The organism is Streptomyces sp. NPDC102406 (assembly GCF_044765725.1).
Taxonomy (GTDB): domain Bacteria; phylum Actinomycetota; class Actinomycetes; order Streptomycetales; family Streptomycetaceae; genus Streptomyces.
In genome coordinates this window covers 440,094-466,568 of sequence record NZ_JBIWKP010000001.1, presented here as the reverse complement: position 1 = coordinate 466,568, position 26,475 = coordinate 440,094, and the positions used below count along the sequence as shown (strand labels likewise).

Sequence of the window (26,475 nt, the reverse complement as noted above, 5' to 3'; positions counted from 1 at the left end):
GGGGGGGGGGGGGGGGGGGGGGCGGCGCGGGCGCGCGCCCGCGCCCCCCCCCCCCCCCCCCCCCCCCCCCACGACGAGACCCGCACCCGACGAACCGACAGCTCACGGCAGACGCACGTCCGGACGCGCCGAGGCCCGGCTCCCCGCGACGGGGAGCCGGGCCTCGAAAATGCGACGGGTCAGTGCGAGTGACCGTGGCCGTGACCGGCCTCGGGCTCTTCCTCGGCCGGCTTCTCGACGACCAGGGTCTCGGTCGTCAGGAGCAGGGAGGCGATGGACGCGGCGTTCTCCAGCGCGGAGCGCGTCACCTTGACCGGGTCGATGACGCCGGCCTTGACCAGGTCGCCGTACTCGCCGGTCGCGGCGTTGTAACCGAAGCCCTTGTCGAGCTCGGCGACCTTGGAGACGATGACGTAGCCCTCGAGGCCCGCGTTCTCGGCGATCCAGCGCAGCGGCTCGACGGCGGCGCGGCGGACGACGGCGACACCGGTGGCCTCGTCGCCCTCCTTGCCGAGGCCGCCCTCAAGCACCTTGACGGCGTGGACGAGCGCGGAGCCACCACCGGAGACGATGCCCTCCTCGACCGCGGCGCGGGTCGCGGAGATGGCGTCCTCCAGACGGTGCTTCTTCTCCTTGAGCTCGACCTCGGTCGCGGCACCGACCTTGATCACGCAGACGCCGCCAGCGAGCTTCGCGAGGCGCTCCTGGAGCTTCTCGCGGTCCCAGTCGGAGTCCGTGTTCTCGATCTCGGCCTTGATCTGGTTGACCCGGCCGACGACCTCGTCGTGGCTGCCGCCACCGTCGACGATCGTGGTGTCGTCCTTGGTGATGGTCACGCGGCGCGCGGAGCCGAGCACGTCCAGACCGGCCTGGTCGAGCTTGAGGCCGACCTCCTCGGCGATGACGGTGGCACCGGTGAGGGTGGCCATGTCCTGGAGCATCGCCTTGCGGCGGTCACCGAAGCCGGGGGCCTTGACCGCGACGGCGTTGAACGTGCCGCGGATCTTGTTCACGACCAGGGTCGACAGGGCCTCGCCCTCGACGTCCTCGGCGATGATGAGGAGGGGCTTGGAGCCGCCGGCCTGGATGACCTTCTCCAGGAGCGGGAGCAGGTCCTGGATGGAGCCGATCTTGCCCTGGTGGATCAGGATGTACGGGTCGTCGAGGACGGCCTCCATACGCTCCTGGTCGGTGACGAAGTACGGGGACAGGTAGCCCTTGTCGAAGGCCATGCCCTCGGTGAAGTCGAGCTCCAGACCGAAGGTGTTGGACTCCTCGACGGTGATGACACCGTCCTTGCCGACCTTGTCCATGGCCTCGGCGATGAGCTCGCCGACCTGGCTGTCCTGGGCGGACAGACCGGCGACGGCCGCGATGTCGGACTTCTCGTCGATCGGGCGCGCCGTGGCGAGCAGGTCCTCGGAGACGGCCTTGACGGCGGCGTCGATGCCCTTCTTCAGGGCGGCCGGGGAGGCACCGGCGGCAACGTTGCGCAGGCCTTCCTTGACCAGGGCCTGGGCGAGCACGGTGGCGGTGGTGGTGCCGTCACCCGCGATGTCGTTGGTCTTGGTCGCCACCTCCTTCACGAGCTGCGCGCCGAGGTTCTCGTAGGGGTCCTCGACCTCGACCTCGCGGGCGATGGTCACACCGTCGTTGGTGATGGTGGGCGCGCCGAACTTCTTGTCGATGACGACGTTGCGGCCCTTGGGGCCGATCGTCACCTTGACCGTGTCGGCAAGCTTGTTGACGCCGCGCTCGAGGGCGCGACGGGCGTCCTCGTCAAACTTCAGGATCTTCGGCATGGGAGCGTTTCAGCCCTCTCGAAAAACTAGGGGTGAACGAATCACGCCCCTGACCCCGGCTCTTTACGATCGCGGGTGCCAGGGGCGCAATTCACATCAAAAGCTGCTACTCGGCTTGGTTACTTCTCGACGATCGCGAGGACGTCACGGGCCGAGAGGACGAGGTACTCCTCGCCGTTGTACTTGACCTCGGTGCCGCCGTACTTGCTGTACAGCACGATGTCGCCGGTGTTCACGTCGAGCGGCAGACGCTCGCCGTTCTCGAAGCGCCCCGGGCCCACGGCGAGGACGACGCCCTCCTGGGGCTTCTCCTTCGCGGTGTCCGGAATGACCAGGCCGGAGGCCGTGGTCTGCTCGGCGTCGAGCGGCTGGACCACAATGCGGTCCTCGAGCGGCTTGATGGCAACCTTGGAGCTGGCGGTCGTCACGATCCGGTCTCCCCCTTCGGAGATCTCACGGGGTTAAGAGTCTGAGGTGGCGACCAGGTGGATCCGTCGTCGCGGGTGCCGGACCTGCCCGTCGCTGTTGGCACTCTCCAGTGGGGAGTGCCAGGGCCGAGACTATGACCGCGATTAGCACTCGGTCAAGCGGAGTGCCAATTACGTCCGGAGGTGGCGCGCTTTTCGGGCGCCGGGGCGGCGCGTACGGGACGCCTTAGAGGTAGTCCTCCAGGCGCCCCACCGTCAGACCCTGCCCCTGGACGCGGCGGAGGAGGCGCACGGTCACCTCGGTGAGGGTCGTGCCGCCGTGTGCCTCGGCCGGGACGATGTCGCCGGGGCGCAGCCGCCCGGTGTCGGCGACGGGCCGCCCCAGGACGATCGCGTCGATGCCGCAGTCGCCCGCCGCCCGCAGCGTCTCGGCGTCGTAGGCGTCGTAGGGCGGGCGGAGCAGTCGCGGGGCCACGCCGAAGCGGTCCTTCAGGCGCTCCTGCTGGCCGCAGATCTCGGCGTGCTGCCCCACGTGACCGAGGCCGGGCAGGAACGGGTGGGTGAGCGTGCGGTTCCCGATCCCGGCACCGAGCGCGCGGAGCCGGCCGAACCCGTCGCGGCCGGGGCCCGCGACCGCGCGCGTGAGGAACACCGAGACCGGCAGGCGCAGATCGCGGACCAGGTCGACGAAGCGGGGGTCTTCGTCCGCGTTCTCGTCGAGGACGAGGAAGACGACCTTGTCCCGGGTGGGGACGCGCCCGACGACCCGGGGCAGCGTGCCCCGGGTCCGCGGCCGGACGATCCGGCGGGCCGGGGGGGCCGGCGCGGGAGCCAACGGCGCGGCGAGGCCCCAGCGGCGGTGGGCGTCGACGGGCGGGACCGTGGTGGCGCGGGCCGGGGCGCCAGGGGCGCCCGGCACTCCGGGTCCACCGGCCGCGTCGGCCCGCCCGGCCGCCGCATGGTGCCGGACCTTCTGCGCGGCCTTCCTGCCCATGCGTTCGATCGGGTCCACGGACTGTGCGCAACCGCTGAGCAGGGCGGCGGCCAGCGCGCAGACGAGCGCGCGCCGTACCCGCCCGGTCCCGCGCCCGGTGGCGTACGAGCCGAGGGCGCGGCGGCGTCCGGGGCGGGTGCGAGACGGCTTCGGAGCGGCTTCCTCAGCTTGTCGTACTAGTGGCATGGCGCCGGATCCTCGCAGCTCAAGGGCGTGATCGGGGGACGACACCGCCGCCGTGCGCGGCCCGTCCTCCGACTGGCCCACAATGGTCCGGGTGAGCTCCTTCTCCCCCTCCGCTGACGCCCGCGCCCTCCTCGCCCTCCTCACCCCCGAGGGGCAGACCCTGCTCGACGCGTTGCGCGACCACGATCCGGCGCGGGAGCTCGCGCTCGCCACCCGGCTGCGCCGCGAGCACCCGGCCGAACTCGTCTCGGCGGCGCTCGCCCAGGCGCGGCTGCGGCAGCGGGCGGCGGCGAAGTTCGGGCCCGAGGACGCGGCCCGCATGTACTTCACGCCGAACGGGGTCGAGCAGGCGACCCGGACGAGTGTGGCCGCCCACCGCGCCGAGTCGTTCCGCGCCCTCGGGGTCCGCTCCGTCGCCGACCTGTGCTGCGGCATCGGCGGCGACGCGATCGCGCTGGCCCGCGCGGGGATCTCGGTCCTCGCCGTGGACCGGGACCCGGCGACGTGCGCGGTGGCGCGGGCCAACGCCGAGGCGCTCGGGCTCGCCGGCCTCATCGACGTACGGGAGGCGGACGTCACCGAGGTGGACACGGCCGCGTACGACGCCGTCTTCGTGGACCCGGCCCGGCGCTCGGCGGGGCGCGGCCGGATCTTCGACCCCGAGAACTACTCCCCGCCGCTGTCCTGGGCCGTCTCCGCCGCGCTCTCGGCGCCGCACGCCGCGCTGAAGATCGCGCCCGGCATTCCGCACGAGGCGATCCCGCCGGGGGCGGAGGCCGAGTGGATCTCGGACGGCGGGGACGTGAAGGAGGCCGTCCTGTGGTTCGGCACGGAGCCGGGACGGATGGGGGCCACGCTGCTGCCGGGGCCCCGGCGCCTGGTCGGGCGCGGGCTGCCGGACCCCGGGGTGCGGGCCGTGGGGCGGTACCTGTACGAGCCGGACGGCGCCGTCATCCGCGCCCATCTCGTCGCCGAGGTCGCCGAGGAGGTCGGCGGCGGGCTCATCGACGAGACGATCGCCTACGTGACGGCGGACGAGCTGCGCCCGACCCCGTACGCCTCCGCCTACGAGATCACCGACCGCCTCCCGTTCAACGTGAAGAAGCTGAAGGCGCTGCTGCGGGAGCGGGAGGTCGGGGTGCTGACCGTGAAGAAGCGGGGCTCGGCCGTCGAGCCGGAGGAGTTGCGGCGCAAGGTCATGCCGAAGCCGTTCGGGAAGCGGTCGGCGACCGTGTTCCTGACCCGGGTCGGCGGCGCCCCGACCATGCTGGTGGGCTCCCCCGCGCGCTGAGCCGGACGCGGGTCACGGTCCCGACGGCGGGGCCCCTTCCGGCCGCGACCGGCCCAGCAGGAACTGTCTCTCGCGTTCGTTGCGGGTCAGGGAGGCCGCGCGCCCGTACTCCGCCCGCGCCTCCGCCGTGCGGCCCAGCCGTTCCAGCAGGTCACCGCGCACGCTCGGCAGCAAGTGGTAGCCCCGCAGCGCCGGTTCGCCCGCGAGCGCGTCCACGAGGGCGAGCGCCGCGCCGGGACCCTCCACCATCGACACGGCCACCGCCCGGTTCAGCTCCACCACCGGTGACGGCGCGCGGGCCGCGAGGAGACCGTAAAGGGTGGCGATCTGCGCCCAGTTGGTCTCCTCGTACGTAGCGGCGCGGGCGTGGCACGCGGCGATCGCGGCCTGGAGGACGTACGGGCCGGGCGGACCGGATGCCACCGCGTCGGCGCGGGTCAGTGCCGCGAAGCCGCGCCGGATCAGCAGCATGTTCCAGCGCCCGCGGTTCTGGTCCCGGAGCAGGACGGGCGCACCGTCGGCTCCCGTGCGGGCGGCGGCGCGGGACGACTGGAGCTCCAACAGCGCGGCCAGGCCGTGCACTTCGGGCTCGCCCGGCATGAGCGCCTGGAGGACCCGGGCGAGCCGCAGGGCGTCCTCGCACAGGCCTGGCCGGAGGTAGTCGTCACCGGCCGTGGCCGCGTAGCCCTCGTTGAAGATGAGGTAGATGACCTCCAGGACCGAGCCGAGCCGGGCCTCGCGGTCGGGGCCCGTCGGCACCTCGAAGGCGACGTTGCGCGTGGCGAGGGTGCGCTTGGCGCGCACGATGCGCTGGGCGACGGTCGGTTCGGGGGCGAGCACCGCGCGGGCCGTCTCGGCGGTGGTCAGACCGCCGAGCAACCGCAGGGTCAGCGCGACGCGGGACTCGGCGGACAGCACCGGGTGGCAGCTCATGAAGACGAGGCGCAGCAGGTCGTCGTCGATGTCGTCGGGGTCGGCGGCGACCGGCGCCTCGTACGCGAACTCCGTCGCCCTGCCCACCTCCTGGAGCTTGCGCGCGTAGTTCTCGCGGCGCCGCACCAGGTCCACGGCGCGGCGCCGGGCGACGGCGGTGAGCCAGCCGCCCGGCCTTTCGGGGACGCCGGTCACCGGCCACTGCTCCAGGGCGGCGACCAGCGCGTCCTGCGCCAGTTCCTCCGCGATGCCGACGTCGCGCACGACGCGGGTGACGGCCGCGATGATGCGCGGGGCCTCCATGCGGAAGACGGTCTCGATGGCGCGGGTGGTGGCGGCGTGGGCGGGTGGCTCGGTCACAGCCCACCATCAGACACCGCCCAGGACCCGCCGCCAAGGTCCCGGGGCGCTCAGCCCTCGGCGATCTCGCGGACCTCGGAGGTGATCGTCCAGTGCTCCTCGTGGACCTTGAGGAACCGGGTGGTCCATTCGAGGGCCTCGGCCTCGTCCTTCGCCTGGATGATCGCGTAGCCGCCGATGACCTCCTTGGACTCGGTGAAGGGGCCGTCGGTGACGGTGATGTCGCCCTTCTCGTAGCGCACGCGCTTGCCCTGCGCGGTCGGGGTCAGACCGGCCGTGTCGAGCAGCACACCGGCCTTCGTCATCTCCTCGATGAGGGCGCCCATGCGCTGCATGAGTCCTTCGCTGGGGCCCTCGGCGGGGGCGTTCTGCTCGTCGATGCGGACCATCGTCAGGTAGCGGGGCACGGTCGTCTCCTGTGTTTCTTGCCGGGCGTCGCGAACGGGCTTCTTCGCGTCGGCCGGGGTTCGTTCCCGGCCTCTCAACTCCTGCGTCGAACGGGCGGCGGCCGGATCGACACGGCCGCCGCATTCTTCCCAAGTTTTTTCGACGCGGCGCAGGGCGCGGGCGTTGCAGCAGGTCAGGCCCGTGCCCGCGGTCAGCGCAGCGACTCCCACAGCTTTCCCGCCTCCGGTTCGTCCGCCACCACCCGGTTCGCGTCCGAGGGGGCCCGTACGACCGGCATCACGACCGTCCTGACCGAGTCCGCCGTCAGGTCGCCGAGGCTGCGGGCCAGGCCGGTGAGTTCGGCGAGGGAGTCGAGTCCGGTGTCCGCGGTGAGGCTGCCGGTGGCCGCGTCGGCGACCGTGTAGAGGCGGGCCGGGTCGGTCAGCAGGCCGTCGGCGGAGACCTTGCTCATCAGCGCTTTCACCAACTGCTGCTGGAGTTTGATGCGCCCCAGGTCGCTGCCGTCGCCGACGCCGTGCCGGGTGCGGGCGAAGGCGAGGGCCTGGGCGCCGTCGAGGTGGTGGTCGCCCGCCTCCAGGTGGAGGTGGCTGAGGTCGTCGTCGATCGCCTCGCCCGTGGTGACGTCCACCCCGCCGAGCGCGTCCACCAGCTTCGCGAACCCCGCGAAGTCGACCTCCAGGTAGTGGTCCATGCGCACCCCGGTGAGGTGCTCGACGGTCTTGACCGCGCAGACCGGACCGCCCAGCGCGTAGGCGCTGTTGAACATGACGCCGTACGCGACCGCGCTCGTGCCACCGGACTCCGTCGGGCAGGAGGGGCGTTCGACGAGGGTGTCGCGGGGGATGCTCACCACCGTCGCGGAGGTGCGCCCGGCGTCCAGGTGCACGACCATCGCGGTGTCGGAGCGGGCGCCGCCGCTGTCGCCGCCGCCGAGCGCCTTGTTCTCCTCGCCGGTGCGTGAGTCGGAGCCCAGGACCAGGAGGTTGAGGACGCTCGTGTCGACCGGGCGCGCGGCCGCGGTCGCCGAGGGGGAGGCGGCGGCCACCGGCCTGGCGGGGCGGTCGTCGCCGAGGGCGCCGTCGATGTCGACGCTGTGGATGTTGCGGTCGAGGTGCCAGTAGAGCCACCCCGCGCCCGCTCCGCCGAGCACGAGGACACAGCCGAAGGCGACCGCCACCACCTTCACCGCACGCGCACGGAACCGTTTCTGCTCAGTCACACGGGGAACTTAAGTCCGAATTATTACAGCGGTAAACCACTTGGCCCACGCTTTCGGAAATCTCAGACGGTTCTCAGACCGCGTCAGACCGCTTCGAAACGCCACCTGTGCACGGTCCGCGTCACCAACTCGGGCCCCGGCTCGGGCAGTTCGGGCAGATCGGCGTCGTACTCCGCGTCCCACCAGGTGATCACGAGTACGCGGTCCTGCGGCGCGCGCAGCGTCTCGCGGCGCACCGGCTCCCGATCCAGGGCCTGTTCCCGGACCCAGGACAGCAGCTCATCGCCGCGGCCCTCGACGGCCCGGGCCTCCCACATCAGCGCGACGCTCACGAGTACAGGTTCTCCTTGCTGACCTCGTGCACGTGGTCGTGGTCGTGGTGGTGGCCGGGCACGTGCGGTTCCGTCACCGGGAGCGACGAGTCCGCGGACAGGTCCCAGGACGAGGGCTCCCGGTTCCTCGCCACCATCTCGGCGCCGAGCGCGGCAACCATCGCCCCGTTGTCCGTGCACAGCTTGGGGCGGGGGACGCGCAGCCGGACACCGGCCCGCTCGCAGCGCTCCTCGGCGAGGGCCCGCAGCCGGGAGTTGGCGGCGACACCGCCGCCGATCATGAGGTGGTCGACGCCCTCGTCCTTGCAGGCGCGCACCGCCTTGCGGGTCAGCACGTCGACGACCGCCTCCTGGAACGACGCCGACACGTCACGCACCGGCACCTCCTCGCCCGCCGCCCGCTTGGCCTCGATCCAGCGGGCCACGGCCGTCTTGAGGCCGGAGAAGGAGAAGTCGTACGCCGCGTCGCGCGGGCCCGTCAGGCCGCGCGGGAAGGCGATCGCGTCCGGGTCGCCCTCCTTCGCGTACCGGTCGATGACCGGGCCGCCGGGGAAGCCGAGGTTCAGCACGCGCGCGACCTTGTCGAACGCCTCGCCCGCCGCGTCGTCGATGGTCGCGCCGAGCGGCCGTACGTCGGCGGTGATGTCGCTCGACAGCAGGAGCGAGGAGTGGCCGCCGGAGACCAGCAGCGCCATCGTCGGCTCGGGCAGCGGACCGTGTTCGAGCTGGTCGACGCAGATGTGCGAGGCCAGGTGGTTGACGCCGTAGAGGGGCTTGCCGAGGGCGTACGCGTACGCCTTCGCCGCCGAGACGCCGACCAGCAGCGCGCCCGCGAGGCCGGGGCCCGCGGTGACGGCGATCCCGTCGAGGTCCTTCGCGGTGATGCCCGCGTCCTTCAGGGCACGCCGGATCGTCGGGACCATCGCCTCCAGGTGCGCGCGGGAGGCGACCTCGGGCACGACGCCGCCGAAGCGGGCATGCTCGTCGACGCTGGAGGCGACGGCGTCGGCGAGCAGGGTGGTGCCGCGGACGATGCCGACGCCGGTCTCGTCGCAGGAGGTCTCGATACCGAGGACGAGCGGTTCGTCAGCCATGGTTCTTCTCTTCAGTTCCTGGTACGGGGGTGGCGGGTGCGGGCTCCTGGGTGGTGGTCAGGCGCATCACGAGGGCGTCCACGTTGCCCGGCTGGTAGTAGCCGCGGCGGAAGCCGATCGGTTCGAAGCCGAAGCGCTCGTAGAGCTTCTGCGCCCGCGTGTTGTCGACGCGGACCTCCAGCATCACCTCGGCGACCTCGAAGGCGGTGGCGTGCCGCAGGAGCTCGGTGAGCAGCCGGGCGCCGAGGCCGGTGCCCCAGTGGTCGCGGGCGACGGCGATGGTCTGGATGTCGGCGGCCTCGGCGGAGCCGCCGTCCGAGGCGGTCCCGGACGCGGCGAGTCCGCCGTAGCCGACGAGCCGGTCGTCCTCGTACGCGACGACGTAGCGCCGCGTCGAGCCGACTCCGCGCGCGTGGGCGAGCTCGGACCAGAACATGCCGCGCGACCAGGCGTCGTCCGGGAAGAGGTCCTTCTCCAGGGCGAGCACGGGATCGATGTCCCACCAGCGCATCTCGCGCAGTTCGGCCGTCCCTGTCACTTGGGGGTGACCACCTTGTAGTTCTTGGGGACCTGCGCGTCGGGGCGGCGCAGGTAGAGAGGGCGGGGGTCGAGCAGCTCCGCACCGGCCGCGAGTCGCTCCGCGGCGAGCGCGGCGAGCGCGGCGGCGAAGACGTGCTCGGGGCCGCGCGGATCGGTGAACGTGTCGGGGTAGAGCAGCGCGCCCGCGCCGACCGCGGGCAGTCCCGCGACCGCCTCGGCGATGTCGGCGGGCCGGTCGACGGCGGCTTCGGTGACCCGGGTGCGGCGGTCCTCGTAGCGCGCCCAGTAGACCTCCTTGCGCCGCGCGTCGGTGGCCACCACGAAGGGGCCCCCGACCTCCCCGGCCGCGTAGGCGAGGCCGTCCAGCGTGCACAGTCCGTACACGGGGACGCCGAGCGCGAGCCCGAAGGTGTCGGCGGTCATCAGGCCGACGCGCAGTCCGGTGTACGGTCCCGGGCCCACGCCCACGACGATCCCGGTGACGGCGTCGAGCCCCACGCCGGCCTCGGCGAGCACACGGTCGACGGCGGGCAGCAGCAGTTCCCCGTGTCTGCGGGCGTCGACCTGGTTCGACTCGGCGACGGTGGCCGAGCCGTCGTGCAGGGCGACGGTGACGGCGGGGGTGGCGGTATCCACGGCGAGCAACAGCACGCGAACAGCCTACGGCTACGCGAGGGGGGCCACGTCCGCTCCTGCGGCAACCGGGGGCTGTCGGTCCCGGCTGCTACCGTCACGTAGGGCCGTCACTGGCGTCGTACATACGTGCATGCGTACTTGAGAGGCAGGCATCTGGTGGCACGGAGCAGCACCGGAATCGTGACCGCGCTGACCGCGGGCGCGCTCGCCGCGGTCGGCTTCCTCGCGTACCAGGCCTCGGCGAACGCGCCGGCGCACCTCGGCACGTCGAAGCCCGGTGCCTCCCCGTCCGCGTCGGCGTCCCCCGCGCCGAAGGGCAAGGACAAGGCGGGCCCGGTGGCGCTGCCCGCGAGATCCGGGACCGGCGAGCGCGTCGTCTACGCGCTGGGCGCCGACCGGGTCTGGCTGGTCGGCGGTGACGGCAAGGCGCGGCGCACCTACCGGGTGACGCCCGGCACGGTGGACCCCGCGCCCGGCAACTACGCGGTGACGTCGCGCTCCGGTTCCGTCACCGGCACCGACGGGGTGCCGATCGAGCACGTCGTGCGGTTCGCGAGCGCGGGCGGGGTGCCGGTCGGGTTCAGCGCGGCCGTGGACGGCTCGACGCCGTCGCCCGACCCGGCGAAGCAGACCGGCGGCATCCGGGAGTCGCGGGCGGACGGCGCCGCGATGTGGGAGTTCGCCACGCACGGCCGCAAGGTCGTCGTCGTCCCGTGACGGCGGAGCGCCCGCGGGCGCTCCCGCTCACCCCCGGGCACGCTCAGGCGCGCTCGGGGACCGTCTCTTCCTGGCGCGGGCCGGTCGGCCGGGGCGCCGCCGCCTGATGCGGCCTCGGCGGGGTCGACACCGCCCGTGCCGCCGCGCAGGACGCCAGCAGGTCCCCCATCGACACCCCTCTCGCCCCCCCGCGCCCGAGTTCCCGCCCCGACGTCGGCGCGGTGCGCCGCACTACACGTTCCGAAGCCGACATGTGCGCCTCCCGAGCAGGCGTGGTTAGGTAGACCTAACTAAGTTCGGTCTCCATGTGAACACGCCGACGACGCGCCGCGCAACATGGTGCCGACACGTTGTCGGGATACGTCCTTCGAAGGCGTTCGGGCAGGTGGTCGGGGGCGGGCGGTTCAGCCGGTGAGCGAGGTCAGGTCGGCCTGGGTCCAGCGCTCCCCGATGCCCTTGAGCGTCACCGCGCGCACCTCGTCCGTGGTGTCGCCGGTCGCCCGGTCGATGAGGACGTGCAGCCGGCTCTCGGAGAGCTCCTCGACCTTGCCGTCGCCCCACTCCACGACGACGACGGAGTCCGGCAGGGACACGTCGAGGTCGAGGTCCTCCATCTCGTCGAGTCCGCCGCCGAGCCGGTACGCGTCGACGTGGACCAGGGCCGGTCCTTCGGCCAGCGGCGGGTGCACCCGGGCGATCACGAAGGTCGGCGAGGTCACGTCCCCGCGCACGCCGAGCCCCGCGCCGAGCCCGCGGGTCAGTGTCGTCTTGCCCGCGCCCAGCTCACCGGTGAGCATCACAAGATCACCCGGACGTAGTCGCTTGGCCAGGGACAGGCCCAACTCCCGCATCTCGTCCGGGGAGTTGACGGTGACCGTGACGGTCGTGACGGGGGTGGCGGGTTCAGCCGCCGGGCTGTGCGGTGCTGCCGGTGTCTCCATGGCTCCCCACGGTAGCGGCTGCCGACCCGACACCCGCGCGGGCCAGCAGCTCCGCGAGGCGGCCCGTGACGGTCTCCGGGTGCTCCAGCATCACCAGGTGCCCGGCGTCCGGCACCAGGACGAGCTCGGCGTCCGGCAGCAGCGCCGCGATCGCCTCGCTGTGCCCGCTCGGCGTCACCAGGTCCTGCTCACCGGCCAGCACCAGGACGGGCAGCCCCGCGAACCGCTTCAGGGCGGCCGTCTTGTCGTGGTCCTGGAAGGCCGGATAGAACTCGGCGACCACGTCGATCGGTGTGCCCTCGATCATCCGCTCGGCGAACCGGGCGATCGCCGGGTCCACGTCCCGCGTCGCGAACGAGTACCGCTTGATGATCCCCGCGAACAGGTCCGCCGTCGCGCGCCGCCCCCGCTCGACGAGGTCGGCCCGCTGCCCCAACGCCTTCAGGACGCCGGGCAGCACCCGGCGCACCGCGTTCATCCCGGCCACCGGCAGCCCGTAGTTGACCTCGCCGAGATTGCCCGACGACGTGCCGATGAGGGCCACGCCCACGACGCGGTCGCGGATCAGCTCGGGGCACCGGTCCGCCAGGGCCATCACGGTCATGCCGCCCATGGAGTGACCGGCCAGCACGAGCGGGCCCTCGGGCGCCGCCGCGTCGATGACGGCCTTGAGGTCGTCGCCGAGCCGGTCGATGGAGACGGGCGCGCCGTCCCCGGTCACCGGGTTCTGCTCCATGCCGCGCCCGGAGCGGCCATGGCTGCGCTGGTCCCAGTACACGCAGCGCACGACGCCGCGCAGGGCCGCGCGCTGGAAGTGCCAGGAGTCCTGGTTGAGGCAGTAGCCGTGGCTGAAGACGACGGTGACGGGGGCCGCGGCCCGGCGGCCGAAGCGGCGGCGCCCCCGCGCGGCGTCCCCGCCGTCCGGGTCGGCCTCGTCCACCTCGTAGTACAGCTCGGTGCCGTCGGCGGCGCGGGTCTTGCCCGGGACGCCGCGCAGCGCGCCGTAGGGTCCGGCGGCGTCCAGGGCCAGCCGGGCCTTGCGGCGCATGCCGCGTCCGACGGTCAGCCGCTCCACGGCGACCCCGGCGGCGGCACCCGCGGCCACCACGCCTATCGCGGCACCGGCGAGACCGGCCCGCCGCCAGTTCCCCGCGGCGGCCTCACCGGCCGCCTCGGCGACGGCCGCCGTGGCCTGTGCGCTGCTCTCGCTCACGTGCCGCTCCTCCTGGTACTCCCGGGACCGATCCGTTCGTGGTTCACATAGCCCGGGCGGCGCCCGCGCAACCCATGGGGAGCGTCACGCGCCGTCCTCGGCCGCCCCGGCGGCTTCGCCGGACGCCTCCGCCGCGGCCTTCTCGTCCACGTAGACGCGTGGTACCCGGGAACCGATGCGCGTCACGATCTCGTACGCGATCGTGCCCGACGCCACCGCCCAGTCCTCGGCGGTCGGCTCGCCCGCGTCGCCCGGGCCGAACAGCACCGCCTCGTCGCCCGCGACCGGCTCGTCGCCGCCGAGGTCGACGACGAACTGGTCCATCGCGATCCGCCCCGCGACCGTGCGCCGCTTCCCGTCGATCAGGAGCGGGCCGGTGCCGGAGGCGTGCCGCGGGATGCCGTCCGCGTAGCCGAGCGGCACGAGTCCGAGGGTCGTCTCGCCCGGGGTGACGTAGTGGTGGCCGTAACTGATGCCGAATCCGCCCGGCGCGTGCTTCACCAGGGCGAGGCTCGCCTTGAGCGTCATGACGGGACGCAGTCCGAAGTCGGCGGAGGTGCCCAGCTCGGGACTGGGCGAGATCCCGTACATGGCGATGCCGGGGCGGACGAGGTCGAAGTGGGTCTCGGGGAGGGTGAGGGTGCCCGGCGAGTTCGCGATGTGGCGGACCTCCGGGGTGACGCCCTGCCCCTGCGCGTACGCGACCATCTCGTGGAAGCGGGCGAGCTGCGCCGCGGTGGCGGGGTGGCCCGGCTCGTCGGCGCAGGCGAAGTGCGACCACAGCCCGGTGACCGTGACGAGGCCCGCCTCCTGCGCCTCCAGCGCCTCGCGGACCAGCTCGGGCCAGTCGGCGGGCAGGCATCCGTTGCGCCCGAGGCCGGTGTCGGCCTTGAGCTGGACGCGGGCGCTGCGGCCGAGCCCGCGGGCCGCGGCCGTGACCTCGCGCAGGGCCCACAGGTCGCTCACCGACACGTCCAGATCGGCTTCGACGGCCTCGCGCCAGGGGCCGCCCGGCACCCACAACCAGCACAGGATGCGCCCGGGCAGGCCCGCCGCGCGCAGTTCCAGGGCCTCCTCCGCGGTGGCGGTGCCGATCCAGTCGGCGCCCGCCTCCTTGGCCGCGCGGGCCACGGGGATCATGCCGTGTCCGTACGCGTCCGCCTTCACGACGGCCATGAACGCGGCCCCCGGCGCATGGGCACGCAGGGACCGCACATTGGCCCTCAGAGCGCCGAGGTCGATCTCGGCGCGGGCGCGGAGCGGGGCAGTCACGTTCTCGTTCATCGTGCGCCCAGTCTCTCAGAGCGGTCGGGTCGGCCCTCGTGGCCTGTGGACAACCCCGAACCGGTTGATCCACCCGGCCGAACCTAGGTACCGTAAGCAAAAACCTAGGGCCCCTAGGAAACGAAGCCAGTGGGCGATGGGCGCCATGGGCCATGGGTCCGGTCGGCGGCGGGACGGAAGAAGCGGGGGCACGGCGCACATGATGGCCAGGGCAGGACTGACGACGGAGCGGGTCGTGGCGGCAGCCGCCGACCTCGCGGACACCGTCGGCTTCGAACACATCACCGTCGCGGCGCTCGCCCGCGGCTTCGGCGTGAAGGACGCGAGCCTGTACGCGCACGTCAAGAACCTCTCCGACCTGCGGGTACGGGTGGCGATCCTCGCCGGGCTCGACCTCGCCGACCGGATCGCGGACGCGCTCGCGGGCCGGTCGGGCCGCGACGCGCTCATCGCCTTCGCCGACGCCTACCGCGCTTTCGCCCTCACCCACCCCGGCCGCTACGCGGCGACCCAGCAACAGGAGCTCGACCCCGCCGTCTACGACGCCCATCCCGCCCTGCGCCGCAACCTCACCTGCACCTACGCGCTGCTCCAGGGGTACGGCCTCACCGAGCCGGACCTGACCGACGCGGGCCGGTTGCTGCGCAGCACGTTCCACGGCTTCGTCAGCCTCGAACTCGCGGGCGGCTTCCGCCATCAGCGCGACGCGGGCGCCACCTGGGCGCGCGCGATCCGCGCCCTGCACGCCGCCCTCGTCAACTGGCCGGAAGGAGAGGGCAGTTGATCACCAGCCACCGGCTCCGCGTCCCCGGCGCCACGCTTCACCTCGAAACCCGCGGCGCGGGCCCGCTCCTGCTGCTGCTGCCCGGCGCGGGCGGCGACGCGGCGGCGCTCGACCCCGTCGCCGACGCCCTGGCCGCCACCTTCACGGTGCTCACGCACGACCCGCGCGGATACTCGCGCAGCACGCTGGACGGCCCCCGCACCGAGCAGCGGGTCGACGTCCACGCGGACGACGCCTTGCGCCTGCTGGACGCGGTCGGCCCCGGCGAACCCGCGTACGTGGCCGGCGCGTCCAGCGGCGCGATCGTCACCCTCGACCTGCTGGCCCGCCACCCCGGGCGGCTGCGCGGGGCGCTGGCCCACGAGCCGCCCTTGTGGAGCGTGCTGCCGGACGCGGCGGAGCAGCTCGCCTTCTTCCAGGACGTGTACGACACGTTCACGGCCGAGGGGATGGAGGCAGCGGGCGAGCGCTTCATGCGGGGCGTCGGCCCGGTGCTGCTGCCGGTCCCGCCGCAGGACCCGCTCCCGGAGCGCGCCCGGACCCTGAGGGAACGGCTGTCGGCGAACGCGCCCCTCGCTCTCCGGTACGAGCACCGCAGCTTCGCCGCCTACGTCCCTGACCTCGACGCCCTCGCGGCGGTCGCCGACCGCCTGGTCCTGGCGGCCGGCACGGGCACGCGGGGCCATCTGCCGTACCGGCCCGCGGCGCTGCTCGCCGACCGCCTCGGGCTGCCCCTCGCGATGTTCCCGGGCGCGCACAACGGCTGGTCCACGCACCCCGCCGAGACGGCCGAGCTGCTTCGCGGCCACTTCCTGGGGGAGACTCGATGACATGCGCACTGCCTATGACGTGGAGACCATCCGGGCCGCGGAACGCGCGCTGATGGCGCGGCTGCCCGACGGAGCACTGATGCAGCGGGCGGCGGCGGGGCTCGCCGCGGCCTGCGCCGACCTGACCGGCAAGGTCTACGGCAAGCGGATCGCCCTGCTGATCGGCGCCGGGAACAACGGCGGCGACGCCCTGTACGCAGGTGCCCGGCTGGCCCGGCGCGGCGCGGGCGTCACAGCCCTGACCCTGTCGCCCGAGCGGACCCACGCGGGGGGCCTCGCGGCGCTGCGGGGGGCCGGGGGCACGGTCCTCGACGCCGAGTCCGAGGCCGCCGAGACGGCCGTGGCCCGGGCCGACCTCGTCGTCGACGGCATCGTGGGCATCGGCGGCAAGGGCGGCCTGCGCCCACGCGCCGCGCGACTGGCCTCCCTGGCGGCAGAGTCGCGGGCCCTCACGGTCGCCGTGGACCTGCCCAGCGGGGTGGACGCGGACACGGGCGAGGTGCACGGCGACGCGGTGCGGGCCGACGTGACGGTCACGTTCGGCGCGTACAAACCCGGGCTGCTCATCGACCCGGCGCACGCGTACGCGGGAGCGCTCCGCCTGGTCGACATCGGCCTCGGACTCCCTGTCCACCCTGCCGCGTCGACAGCTCTCCAGCACGACGACGTGGCGGCGCTCCTGCCCCGCCCCACCGGCGAGAGCGACAAGTACCAGCGGGGCGTGGTCGGGGTCGTCGCCGGTTCGGCGCGCTACCCGGGCGCCGCGGTCCTCGCCACGGCCGGGGCGCTGCACGGCGGAGCGGGCGCGATCCGCTACGTGGGCCCGGCCGCGGACGCGGTGCTGTCCCGCTTCCCGGAGACCCTGGTGTCGGCGGGCCCGCCCTCGAAGGCCGGGCGCGTCCAGTCATGGGTGATCGGGCCAGGCCTCGGCGACGACACGGCGAACCTCTCGGACGTCCTGGCATCGGACGTCCCCGTACTGATCGACGCGGACGGCCTGCGGCTCGCCGACGTGGAGGCGGTACGCGCCCGCACGGCGCCCACGGTCCTGACCCCGCACGCCGGGGAGGCGGCAGCGCTGATGGGCTGCGACCGGCAGCGGGTCGAGCGTGAACGCCTCGCGTCCGTACGGGAGTTGGCGGCGCGCTACCGGGCGACGGTGCTCCTCAAGGGCTCGACGACGCTGATCGCGTCACCGGACGGGGACGGCGCCCCGGTCCGCGTGAACCCCACGGGCACACCCTGGCTCGCCACGGCGGGCAGCGGTGACGTCCTGTCGGGCCTGACGGGTTCCCTGCTGGCGGCGGGTCTGGCCCCGGTCGACGCGGCGTCGACCGGCGCCTACCTGCACGGGCTCGCGGCGCGGCGGATGGCGCGGGGGGCGCCGGTGTCGGCGCAGGACGTGGCGTCGGCGGTCCGTCTGGTGTGGCGGGATGTCGTGGGGGGTTAGCGCCCCTGGAGCATGCGGCTTCGCGTCGCACGCGCCTCTTTGAGACGGCGCACGAAGTGCGCAGCTCAGGGGCGCGGGGAACTGCGCGACCAGCCACGACGAAAGCCGCGCCCGGCAACGGAGAAGACCCCGCGGTGCTACCCCTCCGCCACCACCACCGCCGACGCCACCCCCGCGTCATGACTCAGCGACACATGAAACCCGGCGACACCCAGCGCGGCGGCCCGCGCCGCCACCGTCCCCGTCACCCGTAGCCGCGGCTGCCCGCTCTCCTCGACGTAGACCTCCGCGTCGGTCCACCGCAGCCCGGCCGGTGCGCCCAGCGCCTTGGCGACGGCCTCCTTCGCGGCGAAGCGCGCGGCGAGCGAGGCGATGCCGCGCCGCTCACCGCTGGGCAGCGTCAGCTCGTCCGCGAGGAACAGCCGATCGGCCAGCCCGGGCGTCCGCTCAAGGGACGCCGCGAACCGCTCGATCTCGGCCACGTCGATACCGACCCCGATGATGCTCATGCCGAGCACCTTACGGTCGGTGAGCGACAAGGACCGCCTCTCTCGGTCCCGCACCCCAGGTCACTCCACCGTCACCGACTTCGCCAGGTTCCGCGGCTGATCCACCTCGTTGCCGCGCGCCGTCGCCAGTTCGCAGGCGAAGACCTGGAGCGGCACCGTCGCGACCAGGGGTTGCAGCAGGGTGGGGGTGGCCGGTACGCGGACGAGGTGGTCGGCGTAGGGGGCGACCGCCTCGTCGCCCTCCTCCGCGATCACGATGGTCACCGCGCCGCGCGCCCTGATCTCCTGGATGTTGGAGACCATCTTGTCGTGGAGGACGGAACGGCCACGCGGTGAGGGCACCACGACCACCACCGGCACGCCCTCCTCGATCAGTGCGATCGGCCCGTGCTTCAGCTCACCGGCGGCGAAGCCCTCGGCGTGCATGTACGCCAGTTCCTTGAGCTTGAGGGCGCCTTCGAGGGCCACCGGGTAGCCGACGTGCCGTCCGAGGAAGAGCACGGTGTCGCGGTCGGCCAGCGAACGGGCCAGTTCCCGTACCGGTTCCATCGTCTCCAGGACCCGTTCGACCTCCTCGCCGATCCGCGAGAGGTCCCGTACGACCGTGAGGATCTCGTCGCCCCACTTGGTGCCGCGTACCTGGGCGAGGTAGAGCGCGACCAGGTAGCAGGCGACGAGCTGGGTGAGGAACGCCTTGGTGGAGGCGACCGCGACCTCGGGGCCCGCGTGCGTGTAGAGCACCGCGTCGGACTCGCGCGGGATCGTCGAGCCGTTCGTGTTGCAGATCGCGAGGACCGTCGCGCCCTGTTCGCGCGCGTGGCGCAGCGCCATAAGGGTGTCCATGGTCTCGCCTGACTGCGAGATCGCGACGACGAGGGAGCGGGCGTCGAGGATCGGGTCCCGGTAGCGGAACTCGCTGGCCAGCTCCACCTCGCACGGGATCCGCGTCCAGTGCTCGATGGCGTACTTGGCGATGAGGCCCGCGTGGAACGCCGTGCCGCACGCCACGATGACGACCTTGTCGACCATCTTCAGCACCTGGGTGGGGATGCGCAGCTCGTCCAGGGTGAGCTGCCCCTCGGCGCCGATCCGGCCGAGGAGCGTGTCCGCGACGGCCTTCGGCTGCTCGGCGATCTCCTTGAGCATGAAGTAGTCGTAGCCGCCCTTCTCCGCGGCGGAGGCGTCCCAGTCGACGTGGTAGTGGCGGACCTCGGCGGGGCGCCCTTCGAAGTCGGTCACCGTCACCGCGTCGGGGCGCACCTCCACGACCTGGTCCTGGCCGAGTTCGATCGCGGAGCGGGTGTGCGCGATGAACGCCGCGACGTCGGAGGCCAGGAACGCCTCGCCCTCGCCGACGCCCACCACCAGCGGCGAGTTCCGCCGGGCCCCCACGACCACGTCGGGGACGTCCGCGTGCGCCGCGACCAGCGTGAAGGCGCCCTCCAGGCGGCGGGCCACCAGACGCATCGAGGCGGCGAGGTCCCCGCGGTCCGCGAACGCCTCGGCGAGCAGGTGCGCCACCACCTCCGTGTCGGTCTCGGAGGCCAGTTCGTGGCCGCGTTCGGCCAGCTCGGCGCGGAGGGCGGCGAAGTTCTCGATGATCCCGTTGTGGACGACGGCGACGCGGCCCGCGTTGTCCAGGTGCGGGTGGGCGTTCTCGTCGGTGGGGCCGCCGTGGGTGGCCCAGCGGGTGTGCCCGATACCGGTCGCGCCGGTCGGCAGGGGCCGCTCCACCAGCGCTTTCTCCAGGTTGGCGAGTTTGCCGGCCTTCTTCGCGGCGGCGAGCGAACCGTCGGCGAGCACGGCCACACCAGCCGAGTCGTAGCCGCGGTACTCCAGCCGTCGCAGCCCGGCCAGTACGACGTCAAGGGCCGACTGCGAGCCCACATATCCCACAATTCCGCACATGGCTCGCAGCCTAGGGCCAAGCACGTCCAGTACGAGGCCTTGCACCCGGCCGTCCCCCAGCCTTCGGCCGGGGGAGGGAATGTGAAGACAGGCCCTAGGGTTTCCTCTCGCCTCCCCGCAGGAGCCGGTCCCGCGCGTCGCGCACCAGCCCCAGGTACTCGACCTCCTCGCAGCGCGGCTTGCTGCCCATCTCGTAGAAGTCGAGGCAGTCGTCGAGGTCCTCGCCGATGTCCTCGTCGGGCAGTTCGAGCGCCAGCTCGCTGCGGACGTGACCGGCCCAGTCGTCGGTCGGCCGCGCGGCGTCGGCCCGCCGTCGTACGAAACCGGGCAAGCGAAGTACGGCCATGACGGTTCCCTCCCGCCCCGCGGACGCGGCTGCGCACCACGGGTCCCGGGAACCTACCGCTGTCTCCACCCCGCGTCCATAGCTGTGCGCGAGCCGTGACGACCGGCGGGAGGCGGGACGTCGCGCTGGGCCGCGTGACGCACCCCACCCCCCGCGCCGTCCACACAGCCGTAACAATGGACTGTGATCTCTCCGGTCTCCGAGCCCCTGCACTCGACGCCCCGGAGCGCCCACCGGCACAAGCCGGAGGCGACTCCCTACGTCGACCTCACCCGCACCGAGTGGAGCGCCCTGCGTGAAAAGACGCCACTTCCGCTGACCGCCGACGAGGTGGAGCGGCTGCGCGGTCTCGGCGACGTCATCGACCTCGACGAGGTCCGCGACATCTACCTGCCGCTCTCCCGCCTGCTCAATCTGTACGTGGGCGCCACCGACGGCCTGCGCAGCGCCGTCAACACCTTCCTCGGCGACACCGGCGAGAAGGCGTCCCAGGCGGGCACGCCCTTCGTCATAGGGGTCGCGGGCTCGGTGGCGGTCGGCAAGTCGACCGTCGCCCGACTCCTCCAGGCGCTGCTCTCCCGCTGGCCCGAACACCCGCGCGTGGAACGCGTCACCACCGACGGCTTCCTGCTGCCCACCAAGGAGCTGGAGGCGCGCGGCCTGATGGCGCGCAAGGGCTTCCCCGAGTCCTACGACCGGCGCGCCCTGACCCGGTTCGTCGCCGACATCAAGGCGGGCAAGGACGAGGTGACGGCCCCCGTCTACTCGCACCTCATCTACGACATCGTGCCGGACCAGAAGCTGACCGTGCGCCGCCCCGACATCCTCATCGTCGAGGGCATCAACGTGCTCCAGCCCGCCCTGCCCGGCAAGGACGGCCGCACCCGGGTCGGTCTCGCCGACTACTTCGACTTCAGCGTGTACGTGGACGCGCGCGCCGAGGACATCGAGCGCTGGTACCTCAACCGGTTCCGGGCGCTGCGCGCGACCGCCTTCCAGGACCCGTCGTCGTACTTCCGCAAGTACACGCAGGTCTCGGAGGAGGAGGCCCTGGACTACGCGCGCACGATCTGGAGCACCATCAACAAGGTCAACCTGCTGGAGAACGTGGCGCCCACCCGCGGCCGGGCCGGTCTCGTGATCCGCAAGGGCCCCGACCACAAGGTCCAGCGGCTGCGACTGCGCAAGCTGTAGTCCGGTTACGGTACGCGCATGCTGCACTTGCGCCTCCTCACCCCATCCGGTCGGACGGACGCCGTCGTGCGCCTGATCGAAAGCACGGTCGGCACCACGCATCTCGTGGTGCTGCCCGGCGCGGCCCGCGCTCCGGCCGGTGACGTCGTCCTGTGCGACGTCGCCCGGGAGGCCGGGGACGGGCTCATCGCCGGGCTGCGGGAGCTGGAGATCGACCGGACGGGTTCGATCGCCGTGGAGAACATCGACCTGTCGCTGTCCGTGCGCGCCGACAAGGCGGAGGACGACGCTCCGGGCGAGGGCGCGGACGCGGTGCTCTGGGAGCATCTGACGGACGTCACGCACGAGGAGTCGACGCTCACCGTCACCTACGTGGCGTTCCTCGTCATAGCCACCATGATCGCGGCGTGCGGTGTGGTGCTCGACAACGCCGTCCTGATCGTGGGCGCCATGGCGGTCGGCCCGGAGTTCGGCCCCATCGCGGGGTTCTGCACGGCGCTCGTGCAGCGCGCCCCGCGCCTCGCCCTGCGCTCGCTGGTCGCCCTGGTCGTCGGCTTCGTCGTCGCGATGGCGGTGACGGTGGGGTTCAGCTTCTTCATGGACGCGGTGGGCCTGTTCAGCGAGGACCGGCTGCTGGCCGACCGCCCCAACACGGGGTTCGTCTGGGCCCCCGACTGGTTCTCGTTCATCGTGGCGGTGCTCGCCGGGGCGGCCGGCACCCTCTCGCTGACCTCGGCGAAGTCCGGCGCCCTGGTGGGTGTCGCCATCTCGGTGACGACCGTGCCCGCCGCCGCCAACGCCGCCGTCGCCCTGGCCTACGGCGATCTGGCCCAGATGTGGGGCTCGACCGAGCAGCTCCTGCTGAACCTGCTGGGCATCGCCCTGGCCGGCACGCTCACGCTCCTGGCCCAGAAGTTCTTCTGGACCAGGCAGCGGGGACGCGGAGCACGCGAGGCGCGGCTGGGTTAGCCCAGCGCCGACTTCACGACGTCGGCCAGGCGTCCGGCGACGGCCCGCGCCTGCTCGATGTCGGCGGCCTCGACCATCACCCGCACCAGCGGCTCGGTGCCGGAGGAGCGCAGCAGTACCCGCCCGGTGGCGCCCAGCTCGCGCTCGGCGTCGGCGACGGCCGTGGTCAGCTCGGCGGAGGTGGTGACCCGGGACTTGTCCACGTCCGGGACGTTGATGAGGACCTGCGGCAGCCGCTCCATGACGGCGGCGAGGTCCTTGAGGCTGCGGCCGGTCTGCGCGACCCGCGCCGCGAGCAGCAGCCCGGTCAGCGTGCCGTCGCCGGTCGTGGCGTGGTCGAGCACGATGACGTGTCCGGACTGCTCGCCGCCGAGCGCGTAACCGTGGCTCTTCATCGACTCCAGGACGTACCGGTCGCCGACCGCGGTCTGCACGCAGGTGATGCCCTCGCGCTCCATGGCCAGCTTGAAGCCGAGGTTCGACATGACGGTCGCGACAACGGTGTCCTGGCGCAGGGCGCCGCGCTCGCGCATCGCGAGGGCGAGGACGGCCATGATCTGGTCGCCGTCGACCTCGGAGCCCGTGTGGTCCACGGCCAGGCACCGGTCGGCGTCGCCGTCGTGCGCGATACCGAAGTCGGCCTCGTGCTCGACGACGGCGGCCTTCAGCAGGTCGAGGTGGGTCGAACCGCAGCCGTCGTTGATGTTGAGCCCGTCGGGCTCGGCGCCGATCGTGACGATGTCGGCGCCCGCGCGCGCGAACGCCTCGGGCGAGACGCGGGAGGCGGCACCGTGCGCCTCGTCGAGGACGATCTTCAGGCCGTCGAGCCGGTTCGGCAGGACCCCGAGGAGGTGGGCGACGTACTGGTCGAAGCCCTCGTCGTAACGCTTCACGCGGCCGACGCCGGACCCGGTCGGGCGGTCCCACGGCTCACCGGTGCGGTGCTGCTCGTAGACGTCCTCGATGCGCTCCTCCAGGGCGTCGTCCAGCTTGTGGCCGCCGCGCGCGAGGAACTTGATGCCGTTGTCCGGCATGGCGTTGTGGCTCGCGGAGAGCATCACGCCGAGGTCGGCTTCCAGCGCTCCGGTGAGATACGCCACCGCGGGGGTGGGCAGCACACCGACGCGCAGGACATCGACACCGGCACTCGCCAGGCCCGCGACGACCGCGGCCTCCAGGAACTCGCCCGAGGCCCGCGGATCACGTCCGACGACCGCCACCGGACGGTGTCCCGCGAAGGTGCCGGCCTCACCGAGTACGTGCGCCGCGGCGACGGAGAGCCCGAGCGCCAGCTCGGCCGTCAGATCCGCGTTGGCGACGCCGCGCACGCCGTCGGTGCCGAAGAGTCGTCCCACTAGATGTCCTCCGAAACTTCACGTGATCCATAAGCCGAACGCCCCGGCGGCACGCGAAGTGCCGCCGGGGCGAACAGGAAAAGACGAGCAGGCAGCGAGATTTAGCGCTTGCTGTACTGCGGAGCCTTACGGGCCTTCTTGAGACCGGCCTTCTTGCGCTCGACCGCACGGTCGTCACGCTTGAGGTAACCGGCCTTCTTCAGCGCCGGGCGGTTGTTGTCCACGTCGGCCTCGTTCAGCGCGCGGGCCACGCCGAGGCGCAGGGCACCGGCCTGACCGGAGACGCCGCCACCCGAGATACGGGCGATGACGTCGTAGCGACCGTCGAGCTCAAGCACCTTGAAGGGCTCGTTGACTTCCTGCTGGTGGACCTTGTTCGGGAAGTAGTCCTCGAGCGTGCGCCCGTTGACCTTCCACTTGCCGGTGCCGGGCACGATGCGAACGCGCGCGATGGCGTTCTTGCGGCGGCCCAGGCCGGCGGCGGGCTGCGGGTCACCGAAGCGCGCCGGGTTGGACTCCGAGGTGTACTCGCCCTCGACGGGCGCGTCCGACTCGGTGGTGTAGCTCTCGACGTCGACGATCTCGGTCTCTTCGACCGGCGTCTCGGCAGTGGTCTCGGCCACGATTCTCCTCAGATTCTTTTCTGTCTTAGGGGGTGGCCGGAACTACTGCGCGACCTGGGTGATCTCGAACGGCACCGGCTGCTGGGCAGCGTGCGGGTGCGTGTCGCCCGAGTAGACCTTCAGCTTCGAGAGCATCTGACGGCCCAGGGTGTTCTTGGGGATCATGCCCTTGACGGCCTTCTCGACGGCCTTCTCCGGGTTGTTCGCCAGGAGGTCGTCGTAGCGCACGGAGCGCAGACCGCCCGGGTAGCCGGAGTGGCGGTAGGCCATCTTCTGGGTCTTCTTGTTGCCGGACAGGTGAACCTTGTCGGCGTTGATGATGATGACGAAGTCGCCCATGTCCATGTGCGGGGCATAGGTCGGCTTGTGCTTGCCGCGGAGGAGGTTCGCGGCAGTGGTGGCCAGACGTCCCAGGACGACGTCCTGCGCGTCAATGACGTGCCACTGGCGAGTCACATCGCCGGGCTTGGGGCTGTACGTACGCACTTCGCAGCCTTCTTCTTCAGTGGATGGGTGCTGAAACATGGCATCACTGAAGCGATCGTGCAGCTGGGGACGACAGTGCCGGTTTCAGCGCCCGTATGCCGCCCACTGGTAACTGCTCCAGGGAACCTGCGTACCGGCCTCTCACCTGAGGATGAGCAAGCCAATACACACAACGACTAGGCAGAATACCCGGGCCGCCCCGGATGGGTCAAAACGTGCTCGGACCTCGGCTCCGGAGCGGCCCCGTCGGAGGGGCGTCTAAGATGCGCCCCATGAGTTTCGGGCAGGGGGGACCCCAGTGGGGGTCCGGTGACAGCGGGGGCGCTCCGGACTGGGCGGCACTGGCCGAGGCCTCGGAGGCCCGCGCGCGCAAGAAGCGGTGGATGCTGATCGGCGGCGCCGTCCTCGCCACCCTCGCGGTCGGTTCGGCCGTCGCCTGGGGCATCGTCTCCGCGAACGGCGACAGCGAGGCCGCGAGCAAGCCGGCCGACGAGCTGCCGGGCACGGCGGACATCCCCAGCGCCGGAAAGACGCCCGGGCCCACCTTCGCGGAGACCACACCGCCGCCGCCGCTGAACCCGAACGACTTCATCGACAGCGCGGCCAAGGACAAGGCGCCGCTGACCCCGGACGCGCTCTACCCCGGCCCCTCGCTCACCATCGGCGGCCACGTCTACAAGAGGGGCGCGACAGCCCGTACGACGGACTGCGCCTCGGTGGGCACGAAGGGCCTGCCCGCGCTCCTGAAGAAGAACGGCTGCACGCAGGTCATCCGCGCCACCTACTACAAGGACGGCGCGGCCGTCACCATCGGCCTCGCCGTCTTCGACACCAAGGCCGCCGCGACGCGGGCCAAGGAGAGTTACGCCTTCGACGGCACGATCCTGTCGCTGCCCGGCTCCGGGGTCCCCACGTTCTGCCGCACGACGCGCTGCCGCCTCACCGCGAACTCGGTGGGCCGCTACGCGTACTTCACCAACGGCGGCCGGACCAACGGCACGGACGCCACCCCCAAGGACACCGGCATGTACGCGCTGGGCGACGACCTCCAGGAGTTCACGTTCCAGCAGATCAAGCGGCGCGGCGAGGCCCAGGCGTCGGCCGCTGCGACGGCGGGCTGACCGCGCGCAGCGTCAGCGTCTCCTCGACCGACTCGACGAAACCGGCCGTGTCGAAGCCGTGCGGGACCACCGGCGCCTGCGGGGCGCTCTTGAACACCCAGGTCCGGTACGACCAGAAGCGGAACAGCGTCGCGACACCGATCCCCGTGAACTTGAAGAAGTTGCTCCACACGGCGTCGTGCAGGCCGAGGCCGTACGTCGCCCCGTAGAGCACCCCGTTCTCGATCAGGAGGCCGACGGCGCTGAAGAAGGCGAACAGCGCCATCTCGCGCCGCCGGCTGACGGCCGACTCACGGTCCCGGTACGTGAAGTACCGGAACCCCACGTAGTTGCCGACGATCGCGATCGCGGTGGCGGCGACACCGGCACGCACCGTCTGGAGCTGCGTGGCCCAGCGCAGCAGGTTGAAGGCCGCGAGGTTCACGACGATGCCGAGCAGACCGACCACGCCGAACTTGGCGATCTCGGCGTACAGCCTGCTCAGTGCGGACGGGGCGCCCCCGTGCCGGTCGGTCACCGGCG

29 protein-coding genes are annotated in these 26,475 nt (G+C 72.5%); 8 read left to right on the top strand and 21 right to left on the bottom strand.

Annotated elements, in window-relative coordinates; genetic code table 11:
* Positions 1 to 179: 179 nt before the first annotated feature.
* The 3 genes from groL to ACIRF8_RS02315 all read right to left on the bottom strand — a co-directional run bounded on the left by groL (position 180) and on the right by ACIRF8_RS02315 (position 3,410).
* Positions 180 to 1,802, bottom strand: coding sequence for a chaperonin GroEL (groL, locus tag ACIRF8_RS02325; RefSeq protein WP_404209976.1), 1,623 nt, complete (start codon positions 1,800 to 1,802; stop codon positions 180 to 182).
* Positions 1,803 to 1,921: 119 nt separating this feature from the next.
* Positions 1,922 to 2,230 carry a co-chaperone GroES gene (gene groES, locus ACIRF8_RS02320; RefSeq protein ID WP_108013273.1) on the bottom strand — a complete coding sequence of 103 codons (309 nt, stop codon included), beginning with the start codon at positions 2,228 to 2,230 and terminating at the stop codon, positions 1,922 to 1,924.
* A 226-nt stretch (positions 2,231 to 2,456) separates the two neighbouring features.
* Positions 2,457 to 3,410 (bottom strand): polysaccharide deacetylase family protein, encoded by a 954-nt coding sequence (locus ACIRF8_RS02315; RefSeq protein ID WP_404209973.1) that lies wholly within the window; start codon positions 3,408 to 3,410, stop codon positions 2,457 to 2,459.
* An 82-nt stretch (positions 3,411 to 3,492) separates the two neighbouring features.
* On the opposite strand from ACIRF8_RS02315, the gene ACIRF8_RS02310 reads away from it, so the two are divergent.
* Positions 3,493 to 4,701: a methyltransferase domain-containing protein gene (locus ACIRF8_RS02310; RefSeq protein WP_404212234.1), complete on the top strand. Its 1,209-nt coding sequence runs from the start codon at positions 3,493 to 3,495 to the stop codon at positions 4,699 to 4,701.
* Positions 4,702 to 4,713: 12 nt separating this feature from the next.
* Here ACIRF8_RS02310 and ACIRF8_RS02305 read toward each other — a convergent pair whose 3' ends face one another.
* The 7 genes from ACIRF8_RS02305 to tsaB all read right to left on the bottom strand — a co-directional run bounded on the left by ACIRF8_RS02305 (position 4,714) and on the right by tsaB (position 10,238).
* Positions 4,714 to 5,937: an RNA polymerase sigma factor gene (locus ACIRF8_RS02305; RefSeq protein ID WP_404212232.1), complete on the bottom strand. Its 1,224-nt coding sequence runs from the start codon at positions 5,935 to 5,937 to the stop codon at positions 4,714 to 4,716.
* 107 nt (positions 5,938 to 6,044) lie between these two features.
* Positions 6,045 to 6,401 carry a YciI family protein gene (locus tag ACIRF8_RS02300; protein WP_404212230.1) on the bottom strand — a complete coding sequence of 119 codons (357 nt, stop codon included), beginning with the start codon at positions 6,399 to 6,401 and terminating at the stop codon, positions 6,045 to 6,047.
* 191 nt (positions 6,402 to 6,592) lie between these two features.
* Positions 6,593 to 7,588 carry an LCP family protein gene (locus tag ACIRF8_RS02295; RefSeq protein ID WP_404212228.1) on the bottom strand — a complete coding sequence of 332 codons (996 nt, stop codon included), beginning with the start codon at positions 7,586 to 7,588 and terminating at the stop codon, positions 6,593 to 6,595.
* 116 nt (positions 7,589 to 7,704) lie between these two features.
* Complete coding sequence (locus tag ACIRF8_RS02290) at positions 7,705 to 7,953, bottom strand: hypothetical protein (RefSeq protein ID WP_404209971.1); 249 nt, start codon at positions 7,951 to 7,953, stop codon at positions 7,705 to 7,707.
* Positions 7,950 to 9,047 carry a tRNA (adenosine(37)-N6)-threonylcarbamoyltransferase complex transferase subunit TsaD gene (gene tsaD / locus ACIRF8_RS02285; protein WP_404209969.1) on the bottom strand — a complete coding sequence of 366 codons (1,098 nt, stop codon included), beginning with the start codon at positions 9,045 to 9,047 and terminating at the stop codon, positions 7,950 to 7,952. The genes ACIRF8_RS02290 and tsaD overlap by 4 nt, the downstream gene beginning before the upstream one ends.
* Positions 9,040 to 9,558 (bottom strand): ribosomal protein S18-alanine N-acetyltransferase, encoded by a 519-nt coding sequence (rimI, locus tag ACIRF8_RS02280; protein ID WP_404212226.1) that lies wholly within the window; start codon positions 9,556 to 9,558, stop codon positions 9,040 to 9,042. Before rimI ends, tsaD begins: the two co-directional genes overlap by 8 nt.
* A 23-nt stretch (positions 9,559 to 9,581) precedes the next feature.
* Positions 9,582 to 10,238 carry a tRNA (adenosine(37)-N6)-threonylcarbamoyltransferase complex dimerization subunit type 1 TsaB gene (tsaB, locus tag ACIRF8_RS02275; RefSeq protein WP_404209967.1) on the bottom strand — a complete coding sequence of 219 codons (657 nt, stop codon included), beginning with the start codon at positions 10,236 to 10,238 and terminating at the stop codon, positions 9,582 to 9,584.
* A gap of 165 nt (positions 10,239 to 10,403) precedes the next feature.
* Here tsaB and ACIRF8_RS02270 point away from each other — a divergent pair, with 165 nt between their 5' ends.
* A complete protein-coding gene (locus tag ACIRF8_RS02270; RefSeq protein WP_404209966.1) occupies positions 10,404 to 10,940 on the top strand; it encodes a hypothetical protein in 537 nt (178 codons plus the stop codon).
* Positions 10,941 to 10,983: 43 nt separating this feature from the next.
* On the opposite strand, the gene ACIRF8_RS02265 is transcribed toward ACIRF8_RS02270, so the two are convergent.
* From ACIRF8_RS02265 to alr, 4 genes are all read right to left on the bottom strand, one after another.
* Complete coding sequence (locus ACIRF8_RS02265) at positions 10,984 to 11,109, bottom strand: hypothetical protein (protein WP_404209964.1); 126 nt, start codon at positions 11,107 to 11,109, stop codon at positions 10,984 to 10,986.
* Positions 11,110 to 11,344: 235 nt separating this feature from the next.
* The gene (tsaE, locus tag ACIRF8_RS02260; RefSeq protein WP_404209962.1) at positions 11,345 to 11,881 is read right to left on the bottom strand and encodes a tRNA (adenosine(37)-N6)-threonylcarbamoyltransferase complex ATPase subunit type 1 TsaE; all 537 of its coding nucleotides are present in this window, start codon (positions 11,879 to 11,881) and stop codon (positions 11,345 to 11,347) included.
* The gene (locus ACIRF8_RS02255; protein WP_404209960.1) at positions 11,844 to 13,094 is read right to left on the bottom strand and encodes an alpha/beta fold hydrolase; all 1,251 of its coding nucleotides are present in this window, start codon (positions 13,092 to 13,094) and stop codon (positions 11,844 to 11,846) included. The genes tsaE and ACIRF8_RS02255 overlap by 38 nt, the downstream gene beginning before the upstream one ends.
* Positions 13,095 to 13,178: 84 nt before the next feature.
* On the bottom strand, positions 13,179 to 14,378 hold the full coding sequence (gene alr / locus ACIRF8_RS02250; RefSeq protein ID WP_404209959.1) for an alanine racemase: 1,200 nt from the start codon (positions 14,376 to 14,378) through the stop codon (positions 13,179 to 13,181).
* 202 nt (positions 14,379 to 14,580) lie between these two features.
* On the opposite strand from alr, the gene ACIRF8_RS02245 reads away from it, so the two are divergent.
* Genes ACIRF8_RS02245 through ACIRF8_RS02235 form a run of 3 tightly spaced genes read left to right on the top strand, consistent with a single transcriptional unit; the run spans position 14,581 to position 17,442 of the window.
* Positions 14,581 to 15,162, top strand: coding sequence for a TetR-like C-terminal domain-containing protein (locus ACIRF8_RS02245; protein ID WP_404212224.1), 582 nt, complete (start codon positions 14,581 to 14,583; stop codon positions 15,160 to 15,162).
* On the top strand, positions 15,159 to 15,992 hold the full coding sequence (locus ACIRF8_RS02240) for an alpha/beta fold hydrolase (RefSeq protein WP_404209957.1): 834 nt from the start codon (positions 15,159 to 15,161) through the stop codon (positions 15,990 to 15,992). Before ACIRF8_RS02245 ends, ACIRF8_RS02240 begins: the two co-directional genes overlap by 4 nt.
* Before the next feature lies 1 nt (position 15,993).
* Positions 15,994 to 17,442, top strand: a complete 1,449-nt coding sequence (locus ACIRF8_RS02235; protein WP_404209955.1) for an NAD(P)H-hydrate dehydratase — start codon at positions 15,994 to 15,996, stop codon at positions 17,440 to 17,442.
* Between the two features lie 137 nt (positions 17,443 to 17,579).
* Here the strand turns inward: ACIRF8_RS02235 and ACIRF8_RS02230 are convergent, their stop codons facing one another.
* From ACIRF8_RS02230 to ACIRF8_RS02220, 3 genes are all read right to left on the bottom strand, one after another.
* Positions 17,580 to 17,951: a holo-ACP synthase gene (locus ACIRF8_RS02230; protein WP_404209953.1), complete on the bottom strand. Its 372-nt coding sequence runs from the start codon at positions 17,949 to 17,951 to the stop codon at positions 17,580 to 17,582.
* Between the two features lie 60 nt (positions 17,952 to 18,011).
* Positions 18,012 to 19,859 (bottom strand): glutamine--fructose-6-phosphate transaminase (isomerizing), encoded by a 1,848-nt coding sequence (gene glmS / locus ACIRF8_RS02225; RefSeq protein ID WP_404209951.1) that lies wholly within the window; start codon positions 19,857 to 19,859, stop codon positions 18,012 to 18,014.
* A gap of 94 nt (positions 19,860 to 19,953) precedes the next feature.
* Positions 19,954 to 20,205 (bottom strand): hypothetical protein, encoded by a 252-nt coding sequence (locus tag ACIRF8_RS02220; RefSeq protein WP_404209949.1) that lies wholly within the window; start codon positions 20,203 to 20,205, stop codon positions 19,954 to 19,956.
* Positions 20,206 to 20,388: 183 nt separating this feature from the next.
* Between ACIRF8_RS02220 and coaA the strand changes: the two genes are divergently transcribed.
* Complete coding sequence (gene coaA / locus ACIRF8_RS02215; protein WP_404209947.1) at positions 20,389 to 21,399, top strand: type I pantothenate kinase; 1,011 nt, start codon at positions 20,389 to 20,391, stop codon at positions 21,397 to 21,399.
* Between the two features lie 18 nt (positions 21,400 to 21,417).
* Positions 21,418 to 22,368, top strand: a complete 951-nt coding sequence (locus ACIRF8_RS02210) for a DUF389 domain-containing protein (RefSeq protein ID WP_404209945.1) — start codon at positions 21,418 to 21,420, stop codon at positions 22,366 to 22,368.
* Here ACIRF8_RS02210 and glmM read toward each other — a convergent pair.
* The 3 genes from glmM to rplM form a co-directional block, all read right to left on the bottom strand.
* Positions 22,365 to 23,723 carry a phosphoglucosamine mutase gene (glmM, locus tag ACIRF8_RS02205; RefSeq protein WP_404209943.1) on the bottom strand — a complete coding sequence of 453 codons (1,359 nt, stop codon included), beginning with the start codon at positions 23,721 to 23,723 and terminating at the stop codon, positions 22,365 to 22,367. The genes ACIRF8_RS02210 and glmM overlap by 4 nt on opposite strands.
* 101 nt (positions 23,724 to 23,824) lie before the next feature.
* Positions 23,825 to 24,346: a 30S ribosomal protein S9 gene (rpsI, locus tag ACIRF8_RS02200; RefSeq protein WP_018528376.1), complete on the bottom strand. Its 522-nt coding sequence runs from the start codon at positions 24,344 to 24,346 to the stop codon at positions 23,825 to 23,827.
* A 42-nt stretch (positions 24,347 to 24,388) separates the two neighbouring features.
* Positions 24,389 to 24,832 carry a 50S ribosomal protein L13 gene (gene rplM / locus ACIRF8_RS02195; protein WP_404209941.1) on the bottom strand — a complete coding sequence of 148 codons (444 nt, stop codon included), beginning with the start codon at positions 24,830 to 24,832 and terminating at the stop codon, positions 24,389 to 24,391.
* Positions 24,833 to 25,104: 272 nt separating this feature from the next.
* Between rplM and ACIRF8_RS02190 the strand changes: the two genes are divergently transcribed.
* The gene (locus ACIRF8_RS02190) at positions 25,105 to 25,953 is read left to right on the top strand and encodes a hypothetical protein (protein WP_404209939.1); all 849 of its coding nucleotides are present in this window, start codon (positions 25,105 to 25,107) and stop codon (positions 25,951 to 25,953) included.
* Here the strand turns inward: ACIRF8_RS02190 and ACIRF8_RS02185 are convergent.
* Positions 25,904 to 26,470, bottom strand: coding sequence for a GtrA family protein (locus ACIRF8_RS02185; RefSeq protein ID WP_404209937.1), 567 nt, complete (start codon positions 26,468 to 26,470; stop codon positions 25,904 to 25,906). The two genes, ACIRF8_RS02190 and ACIRF8_RS02185, sit on opposite strands and share 50 nt — an antisense overlap.
* Positions 26,471 to 26,475: the final 5 nt, after the last annotated feature.